We start from the raw sequence: 21,669 nt of genomic DNA, 5'->3' as shown, positions 1-21,669 counted from the left end.
AAAAGATGAGCAGGCTTTATAGATCAAAACTCGCTAAATCATCGCCTGGCCTGCTATTTTCCAACTGGCCCTATTCGGTAACGAATTCCGTCAGGACCCAGCCCGAGGATGTGGCGTCGATCACGGCAAGACCGCCGGTCGGAAAGCCGCTGGGCAGGGCGGCGATCAGCGCGTCATGGCCGATCAGGGCCTCGAGCGTCTGCTCGATGACCGGGTTATGGCCGACCAGCATTACGGAGCCTTCGGTTGCCTGTGAGGAGATGAGTTCCAGATAGACGTCCGGCGTAGCGTTATAGAGCGCATCGACGAAACGGAATTCGGGAGGCGGGGTCATGGCACGGCGGACTGCATCGGCGGTTTGGCGACAGCGCAGTGCCGTCGAGGAGATGACGAGGTCCGGCTTGTAGTCCTTGTCGGCGGCTTTGTCGGCGACGATCTCGGCCGCCGCATAGCCATTATCGCTTAGCGGACGGTCGAAATCCCGCTGGCCGGGGGCGGCGTGCTGAGCCTGGGCATGACGCAACAGGTAAATCCTGGAGGGCGGCGGTGAGATGCTGGTCATGGCGATATTCCCATGCTGGATTTATCCTTTGACGTAACGTTTCATCCCATGCGCCGTCAACTGCGGAACTATTGATGACGCGGCTACTTGGCGAGCCCTCACGCGAAGGTTACAACGACAGCACAATTTCGATATTGCAAGAATATGATGAAAAAATAGACCGTTAGCTGAATTTTATGACAAAATTAAAAATCAGTTTACAGCGTCTATTTGGCTTGAACCGACACTATCGGTTGGGATATACACCCGGCCATATGAGATGTTCTTCAGGAGAATCGCGTTGAGTGAGAAGATCGATCTTAGCGAGTATGTGCCCTCGGAAAGCGAGGAGTTCATGAATTCGCGTCAACGGGCCTACTTTCGAGCGAAGTTAGTCGCCTGGAGAAATGATATCCTAAGAGAAGCGCGCGAAACGCTTGAGCATTTGGCTGAAGAAAGCGCAAACCATCCCGATCTCGCCGACAGGGCTTCCTCGGAAACCGACAGGGCCATTGAACTCCGGGCTCGCGACCGCCAGCGGAAACTGATCTCGAAAATCGATGCTGCTATGCAACGCATCGATGAAGGTACCTACGGCTTCTGCGAAGAAACCGGCGAGCCGATCGGCCTAAAGCGTCTGGACGCTCGTCCGATCGCTACCCTGTCGATCGAAGCACAGGAGCGCCACGAGCGCCGCGAAAAAGTTTATAAAGACGAATAGTTACTGTCCGGCTGAAATAGGACTGCAAAAAATGAAGGCACGACGGAAATCTCCGCCGTGCCTTTTTTGTGTTCGCAGAGCTTGTTGCGGCGGTATCCCGATTACTTATCGCGGTTGACGCTCATTTCGCCGAAAATGCGCGCGACTTCCTTCTGAAGTGCTGCGTCCGAGCCGGTGACCGGTGCGAGTTCCGGGTCGCGGCGTTGAGCGGGGGCGATTGCGGGTTGCTGTTGTATTTGCTGCTGCGGCTGCGCGTTCGGAATGATCCGTTCGGCGGTGAGGTTGTTTGCCATCTCCGCCTCCAGCACGCGCTGGAAATCGCTGCCGGGTTCACGCGCCTGTGGCGCGGCCACCACCGGGGCGGCGGAAGCGGGGCGCGGCGGTTCGGGCGGCAGGACGACGTGACGTGCCGCGTCCAGTATCTCGGCTGCTTCAGCCTCGCTTAGCACGGCTGCCGCAGCCTGTTGCGCGCGCGGCGGCTGTGCTGCAACAGGTTGCGGGCGCGCGATTATTGGCTCGATGGCAATGGTCGGCTCGGCATTCAGGTAGGCTTCAATCCTGGCTTCTGCGGGCTCGGGCGGTTGACGCTCAAGGCGTGGGAGTTCCTGAGCCGCCGGCAGTTCGACCGGGATCGGCGTCTGTGCTGCGGCTTTGCTTGGATCGGAAATACCGGATTCGATGACGATATCGGTCGGGCCGCCGATCATGATCAGGTGTTCGATGCCGTCGCGCCGGACCAGCACGAGGCGGCGGCGGGCATCGACTGCGGCGGCATCCAGCACCTGCAGGCGCGGCTGGCGGTTCTTTCCACCCCGCACGAAGGGCGACGGCGCCCGGCTGCGCAGGATCCAAAGGATGCCGATCAACAGGAGAAGGGCAATGCCCACCCCACCGGCTGCAAGAAGGAAGCGGCTGCCATAGGCCCCGGCGATTTCGTCCCACATGTCGAGATACTCCGTAATTAACCCCGATGTCGCGGCCTTGCCGTGCTAATACGACTGGCCGCGCGCGTTCCTCTTTGTCCTGATATGAGGCAATCATATGGACAGGTCCACCTTCGAGGCAAGATAGGATCGTTCGCTGTCCAGCGCTCTTCCTTGTGAATACAAGCCTTTCTGTCTCCGCAAAGCTTTTTGCTGAGGCGGCAAATTGCTAAAGAAGATTCGAAAGCTCCGATTCTGGTGATCCGTCAAGTGCACGACGCGACAAGGAAGAGGACGGAGACGAGGGGTCTATGACGAAGCAGCGTCCGTCCGACGAGTATAGCGTACCGCTGGTGGACCGCGGGGTTCGTTCGGGCACCGTGTTGCGCATCATCCTGCTGGCGCTGGTATTGGTGGCCGCGGCGGCTGCTTTTGTGGTCTTCAAGGACCAGCTCGACAACGAGGCCGTCCTCGGCGGGCTCGGAATTCTTGCTATGGTCGGCATCTTCTTTCTCGTGTCGTCGATCATCGGCTTCGTCGAGGTGATGCCACAGACGCAGTCCGACAGCCTGGCGCGCTCTTTCCTGAACAGCCATCCGGACGGCACACTGATCACGGACGAAAAGGGCCGCATCATCTACGCCAATACCGCCTACGGCCGGTTGACGGGCGCGGCCAAGGCGACCGAGGTGCAATCGCTGGAAACGCTGCTATCGCGCAACCGCGAATCCAACGAGGCGCTCTATCGCCTGGCCAATGGCCTACGCGACGGCAAGGAGGGGTCCGAGGAATTCCGGCTGCTGAAGCCGCTTGGCCTTGCGGAAGGCAATGGCAATGGCGCGCATTGGTATCGCCTGAAGGCGCGCGTTCTGCCGCCGGAGCAAGGACGCGGCAAGGCGCTGCATATCTGGCAAATCACCGACATCACGTCAGAACGCGATGACCAGGAGCGCTTCTTCAAGGAGCTGCAGAACGCCATCGACTATCTCGATCATGCGCCGGCGGGTTTCTTCTCGGCCGGGCGCAAAGGCGAGATATTCTATCTGAATGCGACGCTTGCCGAATGGCTGGGCTTCGATCTCACCAAATTCACGCCAGGCTCGATGAGCGTCGGCGATCTCGTTGCGGGCGAGGGCCTGACGCTGATCCAGTCCGTCCAGGCCGAACCGGGGCTGAAAAAGACGGTGACGCTCGATCTGGACCTGCGCCGCGCCAACGGCCAGAGCCTACCGGTGCAGATTGTCCACAGTGTCACCTCGATGCGCGACGGCGCGCCGGGCGAAAGCCGGACCATCGTTCTGACGCGCCAGAATGGCGGCGACAACGACCAGTCGGCGTCCGTCGCAGCGATGCGTTTCAGCCGCTTCTTCAACAACACACCTATGGCGATCGCTTCAGTCGATGGTGCTGGGCGCATCCTGCGCACGAACGCGCCATTCCTGAAGCTCTTCTCCGATCTCGTATCGCGCGACGATATCGAGCGCGGGGCGGCGCTTGAAACGATCGTCAATGAAAGCGATCGCCCGAGGCTCAAGGATGCGCTGGCCGCCGCCAAGGACCGGCAGGGCGATATCCCGCCGATCGATTCCCGCAATCCGAAGGACGACACGCGGCATTTCCGCTTTTATATCAACGCCGTTATCGACCAGACCGATGAGGCGCCTGAGGAAGCAGCCATCGTCTATGCCGTAGAAGTGACCGAGCAAAAAGCGCTCGAAACGCAGATGGCGCAGACGCAGAAGATGAATGCGGTCGGCACGCTTGCCGGCGGCATCGCGCATGATTTCAACAACGTGCTGACGGCGATCCTGCTGTCTTCCGACCATCTGCTGCTGCAAGCCCGGCCTGCCGATGCCAGCTTCGCCGATCTGATGGAGATCAAGCGCAATGCCAACCGTGCCGCTGTGCTGGTGCGGCAATTGCTTGCCTTCTCGCGCAAGCAGACGATGCGGCCGTCGATCCTCAATCTGACAGACGTTATTGGCGATCTGCGCATGCTGGTGGAGCGACTGCTGTCGGGCACGCATGTGAAGCTAGATGTCGACTACGGCCGTGATCTCTGGCCAGTGAAGACCGATCTATCGCAGTTCGAGCAGGTGCTGATCAATCTTTGCGTCAACGCCCGCGACGCCATGCCGGGTGGCGGGACGCTGACGCTGCGCACCCGCAATCTGCCGGCCATGGATGTTGCCGCCTTCAACTATGCCTATCTGCCGCATGAGGAGATGGTGCTGGTCGAGGTCAACGACACCGGAACGGGTATTGCTCCCGAGATCATGGACAAGATCTTCGAGCCCTTCTTCACGACGAAGGAAGTCGGCAAGGGCACCGGCCTCGGCCTTGCCATGGTCTATGGCATCATCAAGCAGTCGGGCGGCTATATCCATCCGGAATCGGAAGTCGGCAAGGGCACGACCTTCCGCATCTTCCTGCCGCGCCATATTGTCGAAATGCCAGCCTTGACGGAAGGCCAGACGCTCGAGGGCCGCGATATCTCAGCGATGGACCAGAGCGTCGCCGCTGTCGTTCCGCCGGAAGAGCCGGCGGATCTCACCGGCAAGTCGGCCGTCGTGCTGCTGGTCGAAGACGAAGAGGCAGTCCGTCGCGGCGGCAAGCGCATGCTCGAGACGCGCGGCTACACTGTCTACGAGGCCGGCTCCGGCGTCGAGGCGCTCGAGATCATGGAAGAGCTCGACGGCCAGGTGGATGTCGTCGTTTCCGACGTTGTCATGCCGGAGATGGACGGACCGACGCTGCTGGGAGAACTGCGCAAGAAATATCCGGATATGAAGTTCATCTTCGTCTCGGGCTATGCCGAGGACGCCTTTGCCCGCAATCTGCCGGCCGATGCCAAATTCGGCTTTCTGCCGAAACCGTTCTCGCTGAAGCAGCTTGCAGTTGTCGTCAGGGAGGCGCTGGATCACTAATGAAACAATTTTCGAATATCTGACGTTCCGCAAAGTTGAAATGCCATAGCATTGCGACACAACACCTGATTTGGTGGCGTCGATTGCAGCGGGTTATTGGCGTCGGGGTTCTTTCGGCTTGGAAGCGCCTGACTCTTCGCGCCGCAAGGGGACGTTATGTTAGTCGCCAACAAGAAGCTTCCGTGCTTCCTGCCATTCCTCCCAGGCCTTTTCTAGGTCGATATCTTTGTAGCCTCGTTCCTCGTCTATTTTTAGAGCGACCTCACGAGGCACGGCGATGGAAGGGCAATTGTCTCTTATGAAGATCACTTCCTCCTCGATCAAAGGTCTGCCTTTTGATGTTTCCGCGTTAAGTAGCGTGGCGACGAGACTAGGCATGGGGTAAATCAAGAGATTATCATCGAGTTGCATGTAAACTCCTGAGGACGGCCGGGAAATCTCGATGTTCCCATTGCCATTTTCATCCAATCCGTGGGATCACGCAACCATGATCGACTTTGCAAATCCCAATCTGCGGATGTGGTGGCGCTCCTTCTAGGAGCGGCAGTCGTCATTTCTTGAAATCGACCCTTGCCGCCGTGATCCGGCTTGTGTCCTGGATTGGCTGCGGCAGGGCACGCAGAAGGCAATGCAGCGGACCGAGGCGACGATTGCCGAACTGCGCGCCGCTCTCGGTCTCTTCACATTGACCTGATGAGCGACGCTGTGTCCGACAACCGTCGTGTAGTTCTCGTTATTCCGCCAAAGCAACCGCGATTTCAGCGGCGAGGCGTGCATTGTTCTCGACGAGCGCAATGTTGGTCTTCAGGCTGCGGCCATCGGTGAGGTCGAAGATGGTGCTGAGCAGGTAGGGAGTGACCGCCTTGCCGACGATTTCGTCGCGTTCGGCGCTGTCCAGCGCGCGTTCGATATAGATCTCCATCTCCTCGCGCGGGATCTCGGCGGCTTCCGGTACCGGATTGGCGATCAGCATGCCGCCGTCGATGCCGAGCTGGTCGCGGGTCACCTGGAAATTGGCGATCGCGGCCGGGCTGTTGAGCGTCAGCGGGCTCGGCAGGCCGGAAGCGCGCGACCAGAAGGCCGGGAATTCGGCGCTGTCGTAGGTGACGACCGGGACGCCACGGGTTTCCAGCACTTCCAGCGTCTTCGGAATGTCGAGGATCGCCTTGGCGCCTGCGCAGACGACGATGACGCCGGTGCGCGCGAGTTCTTCCAGGTCGGCGGAGATGTCAAAGCTTTCCTCGGCGCCGCGATGCACGCCGCCGATGCCGCCGGTGGCGAAAACCTTGATGCCGGCGCGGGCAGCAGCGATCATCGTCGCGGCGACGGTTGTTGCGCCCGTGCGGCGCTCAGCGATGGCGAAGGCGAGGTCGGCGCGGGATACTTTCATCGCGCCTTCTGTCTTGGCGAGCGCTTCCAGTTCTGCCGGCTCCAGGCCGATATGCAGAACGCCGTGGATTACGGCGATCGTTGCCGGCACGGCGCCTTCCTGGCGGATGATCGCCTCAACGCTCTGCGCCATCTCGATATTGCCGGGATAGGGCATGCCGTGGGTGATGATGGTCGATTCCAAAGCCACCAGCGGTGCGCCACGCAGCTTGGCGGCGGCAACTTCCTTCGAATAGGAGATCGGTAGCAGGGGGAAATGGGCTTGGTCATGGTCTAGTCCAATCGGCTGAAACAGGAAATACGAAGTCAATGCGCTTCATGACAGAATTGCGGCTTGGGGAACAAGAGCCAACATCGTCTTCAGAAGCGCGGGCGACAAATTTTCCGCCGTGGCGAAAGGCGATTGCACGGTGATTGCGGCCGCAGCGGTGCCGTGACGCACCGCCTCGCCGAGATCGTGGCCGGCAAGCAGAGCGGAGAGAACGCCGGCAGCCAACGAATCTCCAGCGCCGGTGACATCGGCGACATTGTCGACGATAGGCGGCTGGAGGCTGACGATGGTGTCACTGGAGAAGGCGATCAATTCGCGCTTGCCACGGGTAATCACGCCGTTTTTGAGACCGAGTGCGCGCAGTTCGGCAACCCAGTCGCGCGGGTCGTCCGGACGGCTATCGGTCAGTGCCGCAGCTTCGGCCTCATTGAGGAAGAGATGGTCGATGCCGGCAAGACATGGCTTCAGGCGCACCACCTTCGCTGGCGAAATCGCGATCGCGGCCAGTGGCTTGCCGTGGGTTGCTGCCCGCGCGGCAATCGAGCTCAACGTGTCGGCCGGCAGGTTGGCGTCGCAGAGGATGAGATCGGTGGCCTCGAAAGCGTCGCGAATGGAGCGGATCGCCAGCCGGCGCGGGACGAACAGCTTATAAAGCTCCATGTCGGCGAGCGCGATCACCAGATTGCCGTCGCGCTCGAGGATCGCCGTATAGCTCGGTGTCTTGCGATCGAGGAAAACGAAAGGCTTGTCGTCGACGCCGGCGTGGTTTGCGGCTTCCGCCACCATCTCGCCTGAGGGATCACCGCCGCGCGGCGAGATCAACCGCACATCGAAGCCGAGGCGGGCCAGATTGCGCGCCGCGTTGAAGCCGCCACCACCTGGCTCCTCGAACCAGGCGCCGGGGTTGCTGGCGCCGGGCGCCGTATCGCCGAAAATGCGGCCGCGCCGATCGATATGAGCACCGCCCAGAACGAGAATCTTCTTCGCCATATCGATCTCCTCAGCAGCTCAAAAGGCGAATCGAAGCAGTTGCCAACATGCCGGAAATGACTTGCGAGGGCATGTAAGTGCTTGGGATGAAAGAAGAAAACAAATGTAGAACGAAATTCATTTTACCTTTTTCTTTCAATTGCTTGTTGTGGCCTTGTGAGATGAGAACAAATAGAGTACACAATTCTCATCAGCGGCGACATTGCTTGAGCGGCTTCAATAACCTAAAGGTGGATCGAATGTCTCAGAATTCTTTGCGGCTTGTAGAGGACAAATCGGTGGATAAAAGCAAGGCACTTGAAGCGGCACTCTCTCAAATTGAGCGGTCGTTCGGCAAGGGCTCGATCATGAAGCTCGGCTCTAACGAGAACGTGGTCGAAATCGAAACAGTTTCCACTGGCTCCCTGAGCCTCGATATTGCGCTCGGCATCGGCGGCTTGCCGAAGGGACGCATTGTCGAGATCTACGGGCCGGAAAGCTCCGGTAAGACGACGCTGGCGTTGCAGACGATCGCCGAGGCACAGAAGAAGGGTGGCATCTGCGCCTTCGTCGACGCTGAGCATGCGCTCGATCCGGTCTATGCCCGCAAGCTCGGCGTCGACCTGCAGAACCTTTTGATCTCGCAGCCAGACACCGGCGAACAGGCGCTTGAAATCACCGACACGCTGGTGCGTTCCGGCGCCATCGACGTTCTCGTCATCGACTCCGTTGCGGCGCTGACGCCGCGCGCCGAAATCGAAGGTGAAATGGGCGACAGCCTGCCGGGCCTGCAAGCCCGTCTGATGAGCCAGGCACTGCGCAAGCTCACCGCTTCGATCTCGAAGTCCAACACCATGGTGATCTTCATCAACCAGATCCGCATGAAGATCGGCGTCATGTTCGGTTCGCCGGAAACGACGACCGGCGGTAATGCGCTGAAATTCTACGCCTCGGTTCGCCTCGATATCCGCCGCATCGGCGCCGTCAAGGAGCGCGAAGAGGTGGTCGGCAACCAGACCCGTGTCAAGGTCGTCAAGAACAAGATGGCGCCGCCCTTCAAGCAGGTGGAATTCGACATCATGTATGGCGAAGGCGTTTCCAAGACTGGGGAACTGGTCGATCTCGGCGTCAAGGCCGGCATCGTTGAGAAGTCGGGCGCCTGGTTCTCCTATAACAGCCAGCGCCTTGGCCAGGGCCGCGAGAACGCGAAACTCTTCCTGCGCGACAATCCGGATCTCGCTCGCGAGATCGAACTGTCGCTGCGCCAGAACGCCGGCCTGATCGCCGACCGCTTCCTGCAGAATGGTGGTCCTGATGCCGATGACGGCGAGGCCGCTGCGGAATAGTGATTTCCGGGAGCGATCCCAGAGGGTGATCCAGGATTAAAATTCGAAACCGGCCGCATTGTCCAAGGGATGTGCGGCCGGTTTTGTTTGTGCGGCTGGACAGGGCCGGGAGCGGACGATAAAAGCCACTGACTTTGATAGAAGTTGCTGAAGGCAATACTGAAGGGCCCAACATGAGCGGTGTGAATGAAATCCGGTCGACCTTTCTCGACTATTTTAAGAAAAACGATCACGAGATCGTTTCGTCGAGCCCGCTCGTGCCACGCAACGACCCGACATTGATGTTCACCAATGCCGGCATGGTGCAGTTCAAGAATGTCTTCACCGGCCTGGAGCAGCGCCCCTACAAGACGGCGTCGACCGCGCAGAAATGCGTGCGCGCCGGCGGCAAGCATAACGACCTCGACAATGTCGGCTACACCGCCCGTCACCACACCTTCTTCGAAATGCTCGGCAATTTCTCCTTTGGCGACTATTTCAAGGAGCGCGCCATCGAGCTTGCCTGGAACCTGATCACCAAGGAGTTCGGCATTGATGCCAAGCGCCTGCTGGTGACGGTCTATCATACCGATGATGACGCCTTTAACCTCTGGAAGAAGATCGCCGGCCTGTCGGATGACAGGATCATCCGTATTCCCACCAGCGACAATTTCTGGGCGATGGGTGATACCGGCCCCTGCGGTCCGTGCTCGGAAATTTTCTACGACCATGGCGACCATATCTGGGGCGGCCCTCCCGGTTCGCCGGACGAAGACGGCGATCGCTTCATCGAGATCTGGAATCTCGTCTTCATGCAGTTCGAGCAGATCACCAAGCAGGAGCGGGTCGACCTGCCGCGTCCGTCGATCGATACCGGCATGGGTCTCGAACGCGTTGCCGCCGTGCTGCAGGGCAAGCATGACAACTACGATATTGATCTCTTCCGCGCACTGATCGAGGCTTCGGAAGAAGCAACCGGCGTCAAGGCGGAGGGCGAGCATCGCGCCAGCCACCGCGTCATCGCCGACCATCTGCGTTCTTCCGCCTTCCTGATCGCCGATGGCGTGCTGCCGTCGAACGAAGGTCGTGGCTATGTGCTTCGCCGCATCATGCGCCGCGCCATGCGCCATGCGCAGTTGCTCGGCGCCAAGGAACCGTTGATGTGGAAGCTGCTGCCGACGCTGATCCAGCAGATGGGCCGCGCCTATCCCGAGCTGGTGCGCGCTGAGGCGCTGACCTCCGAGACGCTGAAGCTTGAAGAAACCCGTTTCGGCAAGACGTTGGATCGCGGCCTGTCGCTGCTGACCGATGCGACCTCGACGCTGAACAAGGGCGACAGCCTCGACGGCGAAACCGCTTTCAAGCTTTACGACACCTATGGATTCCCGCTGGACTTGACGCAGGACGCATTGCGCGCGCGCGGCATCGGCGTCGATATTTCGAGCTTTACCGATGCGATGGAACGGCAGAAAGCCGAGGCACGTTCGCACTGGACTGGCTCCGGCGACAAGGCGACCGAAACCATCTGGTTCGAGCTCAAGGAAAAGCACGGTGCTACCGAGTTCCTCGGCTACGACACGGAAGTTGCCGAAGGCGTGATCCAGGCAATCGTCAAGGACGGTGTTGCCGTCGATAGTGCTTCTGCCGGCGACAAGGTGCAGATCGTCGTCAATCAGACGCCGTTCTATGGCGAATCCGGTGGCCAGATGGGCGATACCGGCGTCATTTCCGGCGACGACGGCAAGCTTGCGGTCAGCGATACGCAGAAGAAGGGCGAGGGCCTGTTCGTGCATATCGCCACGGTTTCGGATGGCACGATCAAGGCCGGCGACGCTGTGGTGCTGACGGTCGATCACAACAGGCGCTCGCGCCTGCGTGCCAACCATTCGGCGACCCATCTGCTGCATGAAGCGCTGCGCGAAGTGCTGGGCACCCATGTGGCGCAGAAGGGCTCGCTGGTCGCGCCTGAGCGCCTGCGCTTCGACGTCTCGCATCCAAAGCCGATGTCGGCTGAGGAGCTGAAAATCGTCGAGGATATGGCCAATGAGATCGTGCTGCAAAATTCGCCGGTCACGACCCGCCTGATGAGCGTCGACGATGCCATTGCCGAAGGTGCGATGGCGCTGTTCGGCGAGAAGTATGGCGATGAAGTGCGCGTGGTGTCCATGGGGCAGGGCGTGCGCGGTGGGAAGGCCGGCAAGGCCTATTCCATCGAGCTTTGCGGCGGTACACATGCCGCCGCGACCGGTCAGATCGGCCTTATTCGCATCCTCGGCGACAGCGCCGTCGGCGCCGGCGTGCGCCGCATCGAGGCGGTCACCGGCGAATCCGCTCGTGATTATCTGGCCGAACAGGACGATCGCGTGAAGGCGCTTGCTTCCGCGCTGAAGGTGCAGCCGACCGATGTCGTTTCGCGCGTCGAAGCGTTGATGGATGAGCGCCGCAAGCTGGAGCGTGAACTGGCGGATGCCAAGCGCAAGCTCGCCATGGGCGGTGGGCAGGCTGGCTCGGCCGACGCAGTCCGCGAAATCGGTGGCGTCAAGTTCCTTGGCAAGGCCATTTCCGGCGTCGATCCGAAGGATCTAAAGGGCCTTGCCGATGACGGCAAGACCAGCCTTGTCTCCGGCGTCGTCGCGCTGATTGGCGTTTCCGAAGATGGCAAGGCCAGCGCTGTCGTTGCTGTCACCGACGATCTGATCGGCCGTTTCAGCGCCGTCGACCTCGTCCGCATCGCCTCTGCCGCTCTCGGCGGCAAGGGCGGCGGCGGGCGTCCCGACATGGCCCAGGCCGGTGGACCGGATGGCGACAAGGCGGATGAGGCGATCGAGGCGGTTGCTGCGGCGCTCGCCGGCTAAGGCGCGGATTTCATTTCACTATTGCTAAGCGGCGGGGGCGAATAACCCCGCCGTTTTGTTTGTGCTCGAAACTCAGCAGGATTTGTCAAATCGAGTTATGGTTCCTTGGGGCCGATCGATTTGCAAGGGGGCTGACATGAATGGCGAAACGGCATGGGCGCTTTATGAAACCCGTCTACGGCGGGTTTCTGCCTATATCCACGAGCATCTGGACGAAGAGCTCGATATGGAGAGACTTGCCGAGATCGCCTGCATGTCCAGCTATCACTGGCACAGGATCTATCGGGCGATCTATGGCGAGACGGCGGCTGCCACAGTCAAACGGTTGCGGCTGCACCGCGCCGCCGGTGATCTCGTCCGCACAGATCTTGTCGTCAGCGACATTGCAAAGCGGTCGGGCTATCCCAACCTCCAATCGTTCAACCGCATCTTCAAATCCGTCTACGGCATGCCGCCGGCGCGATATCGGAATGAGGGAAGCCACACGATCTTCGAACCCAGCACCCAAGGAAGGATCAAGCTTATGTTCGACGTTACGCTTCGACCATTCCCTCGCTTTCGCTCATCGGGGTCTCTCATATCGGCTCCTACATGCAGATCGGCCAGGCTTTCGAAACCCTGTTCGGCACGCTCTATGCCCGTGGCCTCGCCAGGCCCGACATGCGAATGATCGGTGTCTATCTCGACGACCCGGATGTCGTCCCGGCGGAGAAATTGCACTCGTATGCCTGCGTCAACGCCACCGAGGAGATAGCCGCCAACGCTCCGCTGGAGCGTCGGAGGGTCGATGGCGGTGAATATGCCGTGCTGCGGCACAAAGGCCCTTATGCGGATATGTACAAGGCCTATCAATGGCTCTACGCCGAATGGCTGCCTGCCTCCGGCCGGCAGCTGCGCGACGCGGTGATGTTCGAGGAGTACCTCAACAATCCGCGCGACGTGCAGCCGATGGAATTATTGACCGACATCCATATGCCGCTGCAATAGCGACTTGAAGTCTCGCCTGAGAGAATAGCTGTAGAGATTTGTCTTTTCAGCCATTCGGTTGTTTCGGCATTGCCGCATTGTCGATTTCGTTGCCGCGGCGATAGGCATCGCGGTCGCTCACGCGGCTCCAGTAGTCGATGTAGGCCGGCCGCTTTTCGATTGTCCCGAAATTGAGACCCCAGCCAATATGGGATCCGACATAGACGTCGGCGGCCGTGAAACGGTCGCCGACGATGTAGGGCGAAGCGGTCACTGCCTGTTCCAGCGTATCGAAGACATTATCCAGACTGCCGCAGCCGGCCATGCGAAGACGTTCGGAGGGAATGTCGAAACCAAGGGCGCGATTGGTCACGGCCATTTCCAACGGTCCGGCGGCAAAGAACATCCAGCGGAGGTAGCGACCGCGCTCGGCTGCGGTCGGCGCGAGGCCAGCCTGCGGAAAGGTCTCAGCCAGATAGGCGCAGATGGCAGCACCTTCGGTGACGATGGTATCGCCATGCTTGATCGCCGGCACCTTGCCCATGGGATTGACCTTGAGATAGTCGGGCGCCTTCATTGTCGTGCCGAAATCCAGATATTCGGTGCGGTAAGGCACACCGACTTCCTCCAGCATCCAGCGGGCAATGCGCCCGCGCGACATCGGGTTGGTGTAGAAAACCAGTTCCTCGGTCATGCGTTCCTCCCTTTTGTTGCGCCATTCTTGTCATCAAGCACACGCGGCGGCAAGATTTTCCGGCAAAGAAAACCCGGCACCAAGGCCGGGTTTCCGTATGCTTTGATGTTGCCGATGCTTAAGCGGCCATGGCCTTCTGCAGGTTCTCGTCGATCTTGTCGAGGAAGGCGGTGGTGGAGAGCCACGGCTGGTCGGGGCCGATCAGCAGCGCCAGATCCTTGGTCATGAAGCCGGCTTCGACGGTGTCGACGCAAACGGTTTCGAGCGTTGTCGCGAACTTGGCAAGTTCGGCATTGTCGTCGAGCTTGGCGCGATGTGCGAGGCCACGGGTCCAGGCGAAGATCGAGGCGATCGAGTTCGTTGAGGTTTCCTGGCCCTTCTGGTGCTGACGGTAGTGGCGGGTAACCGTGCCGTGAGCGGCTTCGGCTTCCACCGTCTTGCCGTCGGGCGTCAGCAGAACAGAGGTCATCAGGCCGAGCGAGCCGAAGCCCTGGGCAACCGTGTCGGACTGGACGTCGCCGTCATAGTTCTTGCAGGCCCAGACGTAGCCACCGGACCACTTCAGCGCGGAAGCGACCATGTCGTCGATCAGGCGGTGTTCGTAGGTGATGCCGATTTCGTCGAACTTCGCCTTGAATTCGCTCTGATAGATCTCTTCGAAGATATCCTTGAAGCGGCCGTCATAGGCCTTGAGGATGGTGTTCTTGGTCGAGAGGTAGACCGGCCACTTGCGCATCAGGCCGTACATCATCGAAGCGCGAGCGAAATCGCGGATCGATTCGTCGAGGTTGTACATGGCCATGGCCACGCCAGCGCCCGGAGCTTCGAAGACTTCCTTCTCGATGACCGCGCCGTCTTCGCCGACGAACTTGATGGTCAGCTTGCCCTTGCCGGGGAACTTGAAGTCGGTGGCGCGATACTGGTCGCCGAAGGCATGACGGCCGACGACGATCGGCTTGGTCCAGCCCGGAACCAGGCGTGGTACGTTCTTGCAGATGATCGGCTCGCGGAAGATGACGCCGCCGAGAATGTTGCGGATCGTGCCGTTCGGGCTCTTCCACATCTGCTTGAGATTGAATTCCTTGACGCGGTCTTCGTCCGGCGTGATCGTCGCGCACTTGATGCCGACGCCGTGCTTCTTGATGGCGTTGGCGGCATCGACGGTGACCTGGTCGTTGGTCGCATCGCGGTTTTCCACCGAGAGGTCGTAATAGTCGATATCGATATCGAGGTAGGGATGGATCAGTTTGTCTTTGATAAACTGCCAGATGATGCGAGTCATCTCGTCGCCATCGAGATCGGCAACGGGGTTAGCGACCTTGATCTTCTTCATGCTTCTGCCTCGTTTAAGCTGATGGGAGCGGATGTCCCCGTGAGTGATATGAAGTCTCGAGCGCTATAGCATCGCAAGTTCCGAACGCAAAGCCAAAGAGGCGCTGAAGCGGCGTTTTTGCTCATCACATCCTCCTTATCGCGAGGTTTGCTTTTCCGGATCGGACCATTGCCAAAGCGATGGATGCGGCTAATGTCGCGCGCATGCTTCGCTGATCATTACGGATTTTTATCATGCAGAAAATTGTCGCTGCCGCGCTTCTCGCTGTTTTCCTTCCCTTCTCGCTCAGTGCAGGTCCGGCGCGGCGGCCGATGTGACGGCGCCGGTCAAGGCAGTAATGGACGCTACCGTTTCAAATTGGGCGGGCGGCGACAGCGAGTGGCAGGATATTTTCGACGAGAGCAAACTGGGCGAGCGCTTTAGCAAGGATTTCATCGCGAAATACAAGGCGGCGGCACAGTTTCCCGCCGTTGACGAGGACGGTATTTCGCCCTTCGACTATGATGTCATTATCGGTGGTCAGGATGCGTGTCCGTTGCAGGACCTGAATATTGCCCCGCAGGCCCCCAAGGGCGACACGACGGAGGTCGTAGCAACCTTCAAGACGTTGGCTTGCCAGGGGGCGGACGCTGCTAGTCAGGCGACGACCACGGTGCGTTTCGAGGTCATTCAGGAAGCAGGCAAGCCAGTCATCGATGACATCATCACGGTTGACGAGGGCGGTCAGTCCAATTCGCTGAAATCCGTTATGCAGGATATCGTCAAGCAACAGCAGTCGGCGGACCAGCAGCAGAAACAACCGGATCAGAAATAGTCTTCGTTCCGGACTGAACGGCCCGGGGCTCAAAAGTCTTGCCGATTGCCGCTTGTCTCGTTATTGCGACCATGATTTGCGCGGTATGGTCCGCGCATGGGGAAAGGCGTCATGGCAGGCACGAATAGCGAGCGTCAACTTCTGGCCGAAGGACCGGCCGTCATTCTGGTCGAGCCGCAGATGGGCGAGAATATCGGCATGGTGGCGCGCGCCATGGCGAATTTCGGCCTCGCCGAACTTCGCCTCGTCAACCCACGCGATGGCTGGCCCAACGAAAGAGCGCAGGCGACTGCCTCCAAGGCTGATCACATCATCGAGGCGACCAAGGTCTACGACACGCTGGAACAGGCGGTCGCCGACCTCAATTTCGTCTACGCGACGACGGCACGCGAGCGTGACGGCTTCAAGCCGGTGCGCTCGCCGGTGGTTGCCGCCGAGACGCTTCGTGCCAGGTTCAAGGCCGGCGAGGGTACCGGTATTCTTTTTGGCCGTGAGCGCTGGGGGCTGACGAACGAGGAAGTGGCGCTGGCCGACGAAATCGTGACCTTTCCCGTCAATCCGGCCTTTGCCTCGCTGAATATCGCCCAGGCCGTGCTGCTGATGTCCTATGAATGGATGAAGACCGGCATGGAGGATCTTGCCGCCGTTCCCTTCCAGGCGATGCAGCAGCGCCCGTCGACCAAGGAACAACTCTTCGGCCTGTTTGACCAGCTCGAAGACGCATTGGATGCGCGCAACTATTTCCATCCCGCCGGGAAAAAGCCGAAAATGATCGACAATCTGCGTGCGGTTCTCTCGCGCCGGGCATTTAGCGAACAGGAAATCAGCGTCTTGCGCGGCGTGATCTCATCCCTCGACCGCTTCACGCGAAGTTCTCCGCGCGGCAGCGGCCCGCGTCCCAGATCCTCTGTCGCACCCAAGGAAACCACAAGCGATGACAGCAGCGGCGAATGAGCTGAAACCGATCCTCGTTTTCGATTCGGGCATTGGCGGCCTGACCGTGTTGCGCGAGGTGAGGGTGTTGATGCCGGAGCGCGGTTTCATCTATATCGCCGACGATGCCGGTTTCCCCTATGGCGACTGGGAAGAGCAGGCGTTGCGCGAGCGCATCGTTGGTCTCTTCGCCAAGCTTTTGGCGGATTACGATCCGGAAATCTGCATCATCGCCTGCAACACGGCCTTCACGCTCGCGGGTGCCGATTTGCGCGCCGCTTTCCCGCAAATGACCTTCGTCGGCACTGTCCCGGCCATCAAGCCGGCAGCCGAGCGGACACGTTCCGGTCTGGTCTCTGTTCTGGCAACGCCGGGCACCGTCAAGCGGGCCTATACTCGCGATCTTATTCAGTCCTTCGCGACGCAATGTCATGTCCGGCTCGTCGGCTCGGAAAACCTGGCGCGCCTGGCGGAAGCCTATATTCGTGGCGACACCATTTCCGACGATGCGGTGCTCTCCGAAGTCAACCAGTGCTTTGTCGAGATGGACGGCCGCAAGACGGATATCGTCGTGCTTGCCTGTACGCATTACCCCTTCATGGCCAATATCTTCCGCAGGCTCGCGCCCTGGCCGGTCGATTGGCTCGATCCCGCCGAGGCGATCGCGCGCCGCGCCCGCAGCTTGGTGCCGCAGGTGGCCGATGCCGTGCATCCAGACAATTACGATTTCGCCGTCTTCACGTCCGGCACCCCGGATTTTCCGACGCGACGGCTGATGCAGGGCTTTGGGTTGAGGGCATAACGATATGGCTGGCACGATTTCATTGCGGAAACTCGATCTCGCTGACATGCCGGCTGCGGCCGGGGTCCATCGGGCCGCCTTCGATGAGCGGCTTCCAACGCTGTCGGGGCTTCATTCGTCGGAGGAGGATGTCGGCTTCTGGAGCGCGGTCGTCTTCAAGGATTGCCAGATATGGGGGGCGGAAGAGGGTGGTCGCCTCGTTGGCGTCATCGCCTTCCTCGAGGATTGGATCGATCAGCTCTATGTCCTGCCAGAGGCGCAGGGTCGCGGTATCGGCACCAGATTGCTGGAGGTTGCCAAAGCGGCCTATCCGGCGCTTTCGCTCTGGACATTCCAACGAAACGCCGCTGCCCGCCGTTTTTACGAGAAACACGGCTTCTTGGTTGTTGACGAGTCGGACGGGGCGGGCAATGAGGAGAAGGAGCCCGACGTGCTCTATAAATGGGAAGCACGATTGCATCGTTTATAGAGCACATTGAGAGCGGTATTGGGAGGACGATAATTGAGGTCTTTTGAAAAGCATTGCAGTTTCACGGTCGAGGCAAATCATGCGCCTTACTGACTGCTATAACTTCCATGATTTCCGCGCCTTGGCGAAAAGCCGCCTTCCGGGTCCGATTTTCAACTACATCGATGGCGCTGCCGACGATGAAGTGACGCTTCGCCGCAATACGCAAAGCTTCGAAAGCTGCGATCTGGTTCCCAATGTCCTGCGCGGCGTCAGCAGCGTTGATATGTCCGTCACGGTGATGGGGCAGAAGCTGGCAACGCCGTTTTACTGCTCCCCGACGGCCTTGCAGCGGCTCTTCCATCATGAGGGCGAAAACGCGGTTGCTGCCGCGGCGTCTTCCATGGGCACCATGTTCGGCGTTTCCTCGCTTGGTACGGTCAGCCTCGAAGAAGTGCGCAAGAAGCATCGGGGGCCGCAGGTCTATCAGTTCTACTTTCATAAGGATCGCGGCCTAAACCGCGCCATGATGCAGCGGGCCAAGGACGCCGGCGTCAATGTGATGATGTTGACTGTCGACAGCATCACCGGGGGGAACCGCGAGCGCGACCTGCGCACTGGTTTCTCCATTCCCTTCAAGCTCAATCTGGCTGGCCTGGCGCAATTCGCCATGAAGCCGGCATGGGGCTTGAACTATGTCACCCATGAAAAATTCCGTCTGCCGCAGCTCGAGGAGCATGTGGACATGAGCGGCGGGGCGATGTCGATCGGCAAGTATTTTACCGAAATGCTCGATCCATCGATGAACTGGGACGATGTCGCCGAGATGGTACGGCATTGGGGCGGGCAATTCTGCCTCAAGGGCGTGATGTCGGTGGAGGATGCCAAGCGCGCCGTCGAGATCGGATGCACGGGTATCGTGCTTTCGAATCACGGTGGGCGGCAACTGGATGGCTCGCGCTCGGCCTTCGATCAGCTGGCAGAAATCGTCGATGCGGTCGGCGATCGGATTGACGTGATGATGGATGGCGGCATTCAGCGCGGGACGCATGTGCTGAAGGCGCTGTCGCTCGGTGCCAAGGCTGTTGGTGTCGGACGCTTCTATCTCTATCCGCTGGCGGCTGCGGGCCAGCCGGGTGTCGAGCGTGCGCTCGGCATGCTTCGCACCGAGATAGAACGCGGCATGAAACTCATGGGCTGCACGACGGTCGATCAGCTATCGCGCGCCAACCTGCGTTTCCGGTAGTCGGGTGGCCGGATCACATTCCCCTGTGGGTTTCTGAAATCCGTTCGCGTAAGCCGCAGAAATCTTTGATAGACGGGAGCGCTCCGTTTCTGAAAGATGGGCGCTTCCACATCTGAGTCTTGTCAAAGGGGTATTGCATTGCAGGTCGGCATCGACATGGGAACGGCGTCCGGCGGGACCAGCGCCCAACTCGATATCGAGGAACTGTTGGCAACCCGTCTCCTCGTTCAGGGCAATTCCGGTTCCGGAAAATCGCATCTGTTGCGACGCCTGCTAGAGCAGTCCGCGCAGTGGGTGCAGCAGGTTATCATCGATCCCGAGGGTGATTTCGTCACGCTGGCCGATAAGTTCGGCCATGTCGTTGTCGATGGCGAGCGTACAGAGGCCGAGCTTGCCGGCATCGCCAACCGTATCCGTCAGCATCGCGTCTCCTGCGTCCTGACGCTTGAAGGGCTGGATATCGAGCAGCAGATGCGCGCCGCCGCCGCCTTCCTCAACGGCATGTTCGATGCCGAGCGCGAATATTGGTATCCGGTGCTGGTCGTTGTCGACGAGGCGCAGATGTTCGCGCCTTCGGTCGGCGGCGATGTCTCGGAAGATGCGCGCAAGATGTCGCTCGGCGCCATGACCAACCTGATGTGTCGTGGCCGTAAGCGCGGTCTTGCTGGCGTCATCGCCACGCAGCGCCTGGCGAAGCTCGCCAAGAACGTTGCCGCCGAAGCCTCGAACTTCCTGATGGGCCGCACTTTTCTCGATATTGACATGGCCCGGGCCGCCGATCTGCTTGGCATGGATCGCCGGCAGGCGGAGATGTTCCGCGACCTGAAGCGCGGCAATTTCGTAGCACTCGGCCCGGCTCTCTCGCGCCGGCCGCTGCCGATCACCATCGGCAACGTGGAAACCTCGGCGCGCTCCTCCAGCCCCAAGCTGATGCCGCTGCCGGATGCGCCACAGGATGTCGAGGATCTGATTTTCACGCCGGACCCGGAAGAATTCTCAAGGCCGGTCGTTCGCCGCGCCACGCCCGCACCGCGCCCGACGACGGATATTCTGGCAGAACTCTCGCGTTCCACGCCCGCTGCAAGCGCAGCACCAGCCGAACCGAGGGCGAGCCAGCCGGAACTGTCGACGGAAGACCGCGAGGCGCGGGTAGGCACCGTACTCTCCGAGATCCTCGACGATCCCGCCTCCGGTTTCCGTACGGATTCAGTGCTCTATCAGGAATTCCTCGTGCGCCTACGCATGCGCCGCGTGCCGGGCGTGCCAATGGCCCTGTCGGAATTCCGTCGGCGTCTGGCGATCGTGCGCTCTGGTGCCGACGAGGCGACCATGTCGACGGAGGCCTGGACAACAGCCATGTCGCTCTCGACTGGCGTCACGGACGATCTTCAGGGCGTTTTCCTGATGCTCGCCAAGGCAGCCATCTGCGGCGAGCCATGCCCCTCCGACGCCCGCATCGCCCGCGCCTACGGCACCCATTCCGCCCGCCGCGCCCGGCGTCTGCTCAGCTATTTCGAAGAACAGGGCAGTGTTGTTGTTCACACGGATTTCTCAGGGAAACGCATCGTCGCCTTCCCGGATATCGGCAGCCAGACCGCACCGGGCGATGCCAATGCGCCTGATATCGATGGTGGTGATCAGGCGGCCGCTGAATAGGCGTGTTATTGCCCTTGCCGCTGTTGACAATTTCATGACGACCCCTTACAGACCGCCCCAACGCCGGGCAGAAATGTCCGGTGTTTCACTGACATGTCCCGTGGTCCCTCCGTTCGCTAACGTGAGGAGCCTGTCAGAGCTCGAAAACGGAGTTCAGAGGAGGGCGTGTTTCCTTCGCGGTTTGGCAACAAGCCGCTAAAACACTTTGAAAGGAAATGCGATGAGCAAGCGCGAATCGTCCAAGTACAAAATTGACCGCCGTATGGGCGAAAATATCTGGGGTCGTCCGAAGTCCCCGGTTAACCGTCGCGAATACGGCCCGGGCCAGCACGGCCAGCGCCGCAAGGGCAAGCTTTCGGACTTCGGTGTGCAGCTGCGCGCCAAGCAGAAGCTGAAGGGCTACTACGGCGACCTGCGCGAGAAGCAGTTCCGCGCCACCTTCGACGAAGCTAACCGCCGCAAGGGCGACACCTCGGAAAACCTGATCGGCCTCCTCGAATCACGTCTCGACGCGATCGTCTACCGCGCCAAGTTCGTTCCGACCGTTTTCGCTGCTCGTCAGTTCGTAAACCATGGCCACGTCACGGTTAACGGCGTTCGCGTCAACATCGGCTCCTACCGCTGCAAGGCTGGCGACGTTATCGAAGTTCGCGAAAAATCCAAGCAGCTCGTCATCGTTCTGGAAGCGGTTTCGCTGGCTGAACGCGACGTTCCGGACTACATCGAAGCTGACCACAACAAGATGGTTGCTACTTTCGCTCGCGTTCCGACCCTCGCTGACGTACCGTACGCAGTCGTCATGGAACCGCAGCTGGTCGTCGAATTCTATTCGCGTTAATCAGCGGATATCTTTCTT

At 60.0% G+C, this 21,669-nt stretch carries 17 protein-coding genes and 2 pseudogenes; 12 read left to right on the top strand and 7 right to left on the bottom strand.

Features of this window, described 5'->3' with window-relative positions; translation table 11 throughout:
• Nucleotides 1–70 precede the first annotated feature (70 nt).
• Entirely contained in the window at nucleotides 71–562 is a 492-nt protein-coding gene (locus HB780_RS16545; RefSeq protein ID WP_183693744.1) for a SixA phosphatase family protein, read from the bottom strand.
• Nucleotides 563–842: 280 nt separating this feature from the next.
• On the opposite strand from HB780_RS16545, the gene dksA reads away from it, so the two are divergent.
• The gene (gene dksA, locus HB780_RS16540; RefSeq protein WP_183693741.1) at nucleotides 843–1,262 is read left to right on the top strand and encodes an RNA polymerase-binding protein DksA; all 420 of its coding nucleotides are present in this window, start codon (nucleotides 843–845) and stop codon (nucleotides 1,260–1,262) included.
• A gap of 101 nt (nucleotides 1,263–1,363) precedes the next feature.
• On the opposite strand, the gene HB780_RS16535 is transcribed toward dksA, so the two are convergent.
• Nucleotides 1,364–2,206, bottom strand: coding sequence for a flagellar biosynthetic protein FliO (locus tag HB780_RS16535; RefSeq protein ID WP_183693738.1), 843 nt, complete (start codon nucleotides 2,204–2,206; stop codon nucleotides 1,364–1,366).
• Nucleotides 2,207–2,496: 290 nt separating this feature from the next.
• Here HB780_RS16535 and cckA point away from each other — a divergent pair, with 290 nt between their 5' ends.
• Entirely contained in the window at nucleotides 2,497–5,112 is a 2,616-nt protein-coding gene (gene cckA / locus HB780_RS16530; RefSeq protein ID WP_183693735.1) for a cell cycle histidine kinase CckA, read from the top strand.
• 159 nt (nucleotides 5,113–5,271) lie between these two features.
• Here the strand turns inward: cckA and HB780_RS16525 are convergent, their stop codons facing one another.
• The 3 genes and pseudogenes from HB780_RS16525 to HB780_RS16515 all read right to left on the bottom strand — a co-directional run bounded on the left by HB780_RS16525 (nucleotide 5,272) and on the right by HB780_RS16515 (nucleotide 7,762).
• Entirely contained in the window at nucleotides 5,272–5,523 is a 252-nt protein-coding gene (locus tag HB780_RS16525) for a hypothetical protein (RefSeq protein ID WP_183693734.1), read from the bottom strand.
• 322 nt (nucleotides 5,524–5,845) lie between these two features.
• Nucleotides 5,846–6,771, bottom strand: a pseudogene (locus HB780_RS16520) (pseudouridine-5'-phosphate glycosidase).
• A gap of 46 nt (nucleotides 6,772–6,817) precedes the next feature.
• Nucleotides 6,818–7,762, bottom strand: a complete 945-nt coding sequence (locus HB780_RS16515; protein ID WP_183693730.1) for a carbohydrate kinase family protein — start codon at nucleotides 7,760–7,762, stop codon at nucleotides 6,818–6,820.
• A 239-nt stretch (nucleotides 7,763–8,001) separates the two neighbouring features.
• On the opposite strand from HB780_RS16515, the gene recA reads away from it, so the two are divergent.
• From recA to HB780_RS16500, 3 genes and pseudogenes are all read left to right on the top strand, one after another.
• Nucleotides 8,002–9,087, top strand: a complete 1,086-nt coding sequence (recA, locus tag HB780_RS16510) for a recombinase RecA (RefSeq protein ID WP_183693727.1) — start codon at nucleotides 8,002–8,004, stop codon at nucleotides 9,085–9,087.
• 173 nt (nucleotides 9,088–9,260) lie between these two features.
• Entirely contained in the window at nucleotides 9,261–11,921 is a 2,661-nt protein-coding gene (gene alaS / locus HB780_RS16505; protein WP_183693725.1) for an alanine--tRNA ligase, read from the top strand.
• Nucleotides 11,922–12,057: 136 nt separating this feature from the next.
• Nucleotides 12,058–12,908 (top strand): annotated as a pseudogene (locus HB780_RS16500) (AraC family transcriptional regulator).
• A 46-nt stretch (nucleotides 12,909–12,954) separates the two neighbouring features.
• Here the strand turns inward: HB780_RS16500 and HB780_RS16495 are convergent.
• Both HB780_RS16495 and HB780_RS16490 read right to left on the bottom strand, forming a co-directional pair.
• On the bottom strand, nucleotides 12,955–13,581 hold the full coding sequence (locus HB780_RS16495; protein ID WP_183693722.1) for a glutathione S-transferase family protein: 627 nt from the start codon (nucleotides 13,579–13,581) through the stop codon (nucleotides 12,955–12,957).
• Nucleotides 13,582–13,699: 118 nt separating this feature from the next.
• Complete coding sequence (locus HB780_RS16490) at nucleotides 13,700–14,914, bottom strand: NADP-dependent isocitrate dehydrogenase (RefSeq protein ID WP_183693719.1); 1,215 nt, start codon at nucleotides 14,912–14,914, stop codon at nucleotides 13,700–13,702.
• 313 nt (nucleotides 14,915–15,227) lie between these two features.
• On the opposite strand from HB780_RS16490, the gene HB780_RS16485 reads away from it, so the two are divergent.
• The 7 genes from HB780_RS16485 (at nucleotide 15,228) to rpsD (ending at nucleotide 21,651) form a co-directional block, all read left to right on the top strand.
• Nucleotides 15,228–15,728: a hypothetical protein gene (locus tag HB780_RS16485; RefSeq protein ID WP_183693716.1), complete on the top strand. Its 501-nt coding sequence runs from the start codon at nucleotides 15,228–15,230 to the stop codon at nucleotides 15,726–15,728.
• A 111-nt stretch (nucleotides 15,729–15,839) separates the two neighbouring features.
• Entirely contained in the window at nucleotides 15,840–16,682 is an 843-nt protein-coding gene (locus HB780_RS16480) for an RNA methyltransferase (RefSeq protein ID WP_183693713.1), read from the top strand.
• Nucleotides 16,663–17,463: a glutamate racemase gene (gene murI / locus HB780_RS16475; RefSeq protein ID WP_183693710.1), complete on the top strand. Its 801-nt coding sequence runs from the start codon at nucleotides 16,663–16,665 to the stop codon at nucleotides 17,461–17,463. Before HB780_RS16480 ends, murI begins: the two co-directional genes overlap by 20 nt.
• A gap of 4 nt (nucleotides 17,464–17,467) precedes the next feature.
• Nucleotides 17,468–17,932: a GNAT family N-acetyltransferase gene (locus tag HB780_RS16470; RefSeq protein WP_183693707.1), complete on the top strand. Its 465-nt coding sequence runs from the start codon at nucleotides 17,468–17,470 to the stop codon at nucleotides 17,930–17,932.
• Nucleotides 17,933–18,011: 79 nt separating this feature from the next.
• Nucleotides 18,012–19,157 (top strand): alpha-hydroxy acid oxidase, encoded by a 1,146-nt coding sequence (locus tag HB780_RS16465; protein ID WP_183693704.1) that lies wholly within the window; start codon nucleotides 18,012–18,014, stop codon nucleotides 19,155–19,157.
• A 138-nt stretch (nucleotides 19,158–19,295) separates the two neighbouring features.
• Nucleotides 19,296–20,813, top strand: coding sequence for a helicase HerA domain-containing protein (locus HB780_RS16460; protein ID WP_183693700.1), 1,518 nt, complete (start codon nucleotides 19,296–19,298; stop codon nucleotides 20,811–20,813).
• Between the two features lie 220 nt (nucleotides 20,814–21,033).
• Nucleotides 21,034–21,651: a 30S ribosomal protein S4 gene (gene rpsD / locus HB780_RS16455; RefSeq protein WP_183693697.1), complete on the top strand. Its 618-nt coding sequence runs from the start codon at nucleotides 21,034–21,036 to the stop codon at nucleotides 21,649–21,651.
• The last annotated feature ends 18 nt before the right edge of the window (nucleotides 21,652–21,669 follow it).

The sequence above is a fragment of the Rhizobium lusitanum genome (genome assembly GCF_014189535.1).
GTDB classification, from domain to species: domain Bacteria; phylum Pseudomonadota; class Alphaproteobacteria; order Rhizobiales; family Rhizobiaceae; genus Rhizobium; species Rhizobium lusitanum_C.
The sequence above is the reverse complement of the archived record's forward strand: the minus strand, read 5'-3'. Positions and strand labels throughout refer to the sequence as shown.